The 5,062-nt window shown below is 39.3% G+C and carries 1 protein-coding gene and 1 pseudogene; both read left to right on the forward strand.

Annotated elements, in window-relative coordinates; translation table 11 throughout:
- Positions 1-286, forward strand: a pseudogene (locus AB3X49_RS17435) (helix-turn-helix domain-containing protein); the annotation flags it as partial.
- A 1,031-nt stretch (positions 287-1,317) separates the two neighbouring features.
- The coding region (locus tag AB3X49_RS17440; protein WP_367963653.1) for a delta endotoxin C-terminal domain-containing protein at positions 1,318-5,062 on the forward strand (3,745 nt) is incomplete at its 3' end.

Raw genomic sequence — 5,062 nt, forward strand, 5'->3', positions numbered from 1 at the left:
GGTACCAGAACGTTTTGTTTCTTTAACTAGCTCTTTTTACTCTGAATCAAAAACAGTTCAAGAACTGTGGAAGGTTGTAAGGCAGTGTAATAGAGTTATCAATCATTCAACGGGTGATACAGCATTCAATAAAGACCAAGAGCTTACAATTGGTTTGCAGGCTATTAAAGAGTTTGTAATGAAAGTTAAGTCTGGTGCAAAAATGGCTAAGGGGAAGTTTGCGTATTTCAACGGTATTGTGAATAACTTGATGAACAAGTATTACTTTGATCCAGCATTTATGTGATGAATCCAATACATACAGTGTTTATAAATTCACTGCTTGTTTATTCATAAAATTTTGTATGCATTCTACTTGAAAACATGTAAATTCGAAGATTGAATCCTCTATTGTTTATTATTGAACATGAGAATTGAAAGCCGGAACTTAGATTCCCTGGATTGCTATGGTTCGTTATGCCAAGATTTGAATGCGGAAGTATAATTCCCGTAATTCAAGAGAAAGTAGTACTTGCTTCTTCTATTTAGTACTTTTATTTTGGTCACATACACTAAAATTAACAATAGAGAAAACACCATAAAAAAGAGGGATTCTTTCCCCAGGAAAGGAATAGGTTCTCTTCGTTTTTGGCCACACACGTCAGCCTTAAGTATATATTAATATTGCTCCTTTATAAGTGATATGAGATTTCAAGGGCGTCTTCCGGATGAAGGCTCTTTTCATTTGTTTGGACTTCAAATTTGATTCATATGCCAAGAAGTCCCTGTGTTGTTTGAAAGAACAGATTCATATTTACATCTACTTTTTGTATTTCGGAATTTTATGGTTTCACAACCCAAATTTTCGCATACACTATTTTCATATGACAAATCTTACCTTAAAAAGGAGAAATGTAAATGGCAACTTTAAATGAGCTTTATCCGATTCCTTACAACACACTATCGTCGAAATATTTTTATGCAAACCAACTAGATGTAGATTCCGATGGAAAAGATCATCCCCTAACTAAGGAGGACTCTACTCCAGCCGATAAAGCCTGGTATGATAGTCTATCGGATGGTCTAAAAATGGCTGCGGGCGCTAAAACGTACGGTGATTTTATTTCAAACGTATTCGACCTCCTGATAAACGAAAAAAAGGATTATCAAACGTATGTAACTTTTTCATTAAAAGTTGCTTCAGCAATCTATGCTCCAATTGGGATGCTAACTCCCTTTGTTGGCCTAGTTTTTTCAATCTTAAATGTAGGAAAGAAAAAGCCACCAGCACTTACTCCAGCATCTATTTTTGAGGCCCTCAAACCGAAAATTGAAGAGATGATCTCGGAAGCTCTACTACAGGATGACAAAGATTTTCTAGATAAAGTAATAACAGGTATGCAAAACGCTCTTGCCGAGTATAAAAATGTCCAAGAGGATATAGATAACGCAGGAGGATTTCAGAAGGCTTCTCCCGGTGCACTAGCAGTGTTACAGGAGAAGATAGGGAAGTTAGACACCGCTTTTACAACTCAATTACCTTATTTTGCCGATGTAGCTAATCCTTCAAAGACGGCTGATTATAATGCCCGTCATGCAATGATAGGACTACCGTCTTATTGTATATTAGCCTCCCTGCACCTTATGTTCTATCGAGACATCATTCTCCATGGACCTACATGGGATCCTACAAAGTATGATAGTCAGGCTATTGGATTGTACAAAAACCAGCTAAGACGGAACATTCAACTGTATACAAACACTGTTAAGCAGGTTTTTCATAATACGCTTAGCAACTATGGCTATACTCCAGGTGGACCGTTTCCATCTGATCCAGATAAGTTACAGAAAGTGCTAAATTTGATTGCAGGCATGAACACAATTTGCTTGGACGTTGCAAGACTATTTCCTACATTCGATCCAGATGTTTACCCACCCACTCAAAATACTATCGATTTCGAATTAACACGACAAATGCTAGTTCCCATTTCCGTAAATCATACGGCAGATGATGCACACCCTGGCCCTTATGCAAATATCTCTAAACAGCCCATTGATTTCTCAAATTGGAAAGCGTATAAGAATGGGGCAGTAAACGTATTGTCAAATGAAGAGATAATAAAAATGGAAAGGGAAGGAGAAAGAACACAACTCAGCCTGGAACCAACTAAAATCACAACAACGTACCGTAACGGGCAAACACTAACTTATGGTTACCCAGCTACTGATGCTAAAATCAAAGATAATAAGAAAATCTCCCCCCTTCCCCCGTCAAGCATATTTCACGATTCGGTGACATTTAGTTATGATGACCCTGGCGTTGCGATTACTGATGACGGTCTGTCGCTCATACCTCAATCTCAATATAATAACTCTGGAATGACAGCGCCTCGACTGCATACAATTGTAGATCTATATCCTAATGCATTTGCAAATGGACCGACTAATGATAACTACTACAACGGTTGGATTGTGAATAATCCATTCAATGCCGGTATAGGTGTAAGTAAACCGATCACACCTTCAACAAATATCATTGGAGACACAGATGATTCAGGTTTACTCATCAAAGGATTTCCAGCTGAAAAAGCTCTGGACCCCCTTGGCGGGACTGTGTTAAATGGTACATTGGTATTCGAATCTGTAACTGGTGCGAATTGTATAAAACTTTCACCTCACGGCTTTGTTCGTCTAGATATCCAAAATTTAGTCGATTATAAATATACCATTCGTTTACGGTATGCACTACTACCCAATGCCTCATCCGATGGTAATATATCGTTTCAATTAGTAGGATTGAGTTACGACACCATTAAACTTCCACAGACGCAACCAGGTGGTCTAAATTTTGTTATGGGTGAAAATGGAAACTACGTAGTGCAAACAGTAAAAGAATATGTAAGATTCCCTGACGGAACCCACCGCATACAAGTTGATAATCTAGGTACTGAAGATATCTTTTTAGATCGCATTGAATTTGTTCCTATTGATCTCCCTATTCCGGACGGCGCTACCATCCTTCCGGCGAAAACAATTTCATGCCCGGATGTGCAAGTTTGGGGAAGTTCGGGCGGCCCAATTGCATTAGAAGCGCACCTACGTCCACTCAGCTCTGGCAAACAATATTATTTTTTTCTCAACAATGAATATGCTGATGGTCAGTCTGTCGAAAGTGGAAATGGATTTATAGGGGAATTTGATGAGATAGTCGTATCAGCAAATTGTAGCAGTTCTGAGAAATGGAATTTTCCTGGTGGGTACATTATGATTCAGGATGCTCCTATGGATCATCCTATTCCGGACGGCGCTACCATCCTTCCGGCGAAAATAATGTCATGCCCGGATGAAGTTTGGGGAAGTTCGGGCGGCCCAATTGCATTAGAAGCGCACCTACGTCCACTCAGCTCTGGCAAACAATATTTTTTCTTTCTCAACAATGGCTATGCTGATGGTCAGTCTGTCGACAATGGAAACGGATTTATAGGGAAATTTGATGAGATAGTCGTATCAGCAAATTGTATATATGGTAGTTCTGAGAAATGGGCTTTTCCTGGTGGGTACATTATGATTCAGGATGCTCCTATTGATCATCCTATTCCGGACGGCGCTACCATCCTTCCGGCGGAAGAATTCTCATGCAGTGGGGACCGAGATATGGTAAATATTTGGGAAATCCCAAACGGCCAAACTGCATTAGAAGCGCACCTACAGCCACTCAGCTCTGGCGAAAAATATTATTTTTTTCTCAACAATGGCTATGCTGATGGTCAATCTGTCGACAATGGAAACGGATTTATAGGGAAATTTGATGCGATATCCGCAGGAGCAAATTGTAGTTCTGGGAAATGGAATTTTCCTGGTGGGTACATTATGATTCAGGATGCTCCTATTGATCATCCTATTCCGGACGGCGCTACCATCCTTCCGGCGGAAGAATTCTCATGCAGTGGGGACCGAGATATGGTAAATATTTGGGAAATCCCAAACGGCCAAACTGCATTAGAAGCGCACCTACAGCCACTCAGCTCTGGCGAAAAATATTATTTTTTTCTCAACAATGGCTATGCTGATGGTCAATCTGTCGACAATGGAAACGGATTTATAGGGAAATTTGATGCGATATCCGCAGGAGCAAATTGTAGTTCTGGGAAATGGAATTTTCCTGGTGGGTACATTCTTTCTAACCAACAATCCTTTGCCAGTCAAGCGGATTTAGAAAACATTACAACACAAGTCAACAACTTATTTGCCTCTTCTTCACAAATAGAACTGGCTGCAACTGTCACAGACTACCGGATTGATCAAGTAGTGATGAAGGTAAGTGCATTATCAGATAAAGTATTTGGTATAGAGAAAAAAGTATTACGTAAACTTGTTAACAAAGCAAAAAAATTAAGCAAGGTTCGTAATTTGCTTGTAGGTGGAAATTTTGAGACGCTTGATGAATGGTTACTCGGCCGTAATGTGAAAAGAATTTCTGGTAATGATTTATTTCAGGGGAATCATTTATTCTTACCATCTTCTACTAAATCCCCGTCCTATGCGTATCAAAAAGTAGATGAATCCAAGTTAAAACCGAATACACGTTACATGGTTACTGGTTTTATTGGTCAAAGTAAAGGGTTAAATATTGTTGTCTCTCGCTATGGGAAAGAAATCGACAAGATACTGAATGTTCCATATGGAGACGCATTACCAATTTCTTCTGATACGGATCCAAATTGTTGCAAACCAAGTCCATGCCAGTGTCCATCTTGTGATGGTAGTAAACCAGATTCTCATTTTTTTAGTTATAGTATCGATGTGGGGACACTTCATCCTGTACTAAACCCTGGAATTGAATTTGGTCTTCGTATTCCAAATGGGCTGGCAACAGTCAGCAATATGGAAATTAGAGAAGATCGCCCTCTAACAGCACAAGAAATCAAAAAAGTACAACGCAAAGAAGGAAAATGGAAAAAAGCATTCGATCAAGAACGTGCGGAGATTAGTGCAATCCTGCAACCGATCATCAATAAAATCAATACCTTCTATAAAAATGGAGATTGGAACGGTTCTATTCTTCCTCATGTAACGTATCAAG

The sequence above is a fragment of the Bacillus sp. C30 genome (assembly GCF_040838255.1).
Taxonomy (GTDB): domain Bacteria; phylum Bacillota; class Bacilli; order Bacillales; family Bacillaceae_G; genus Bacillus_A; species Bacillus_A mycoides.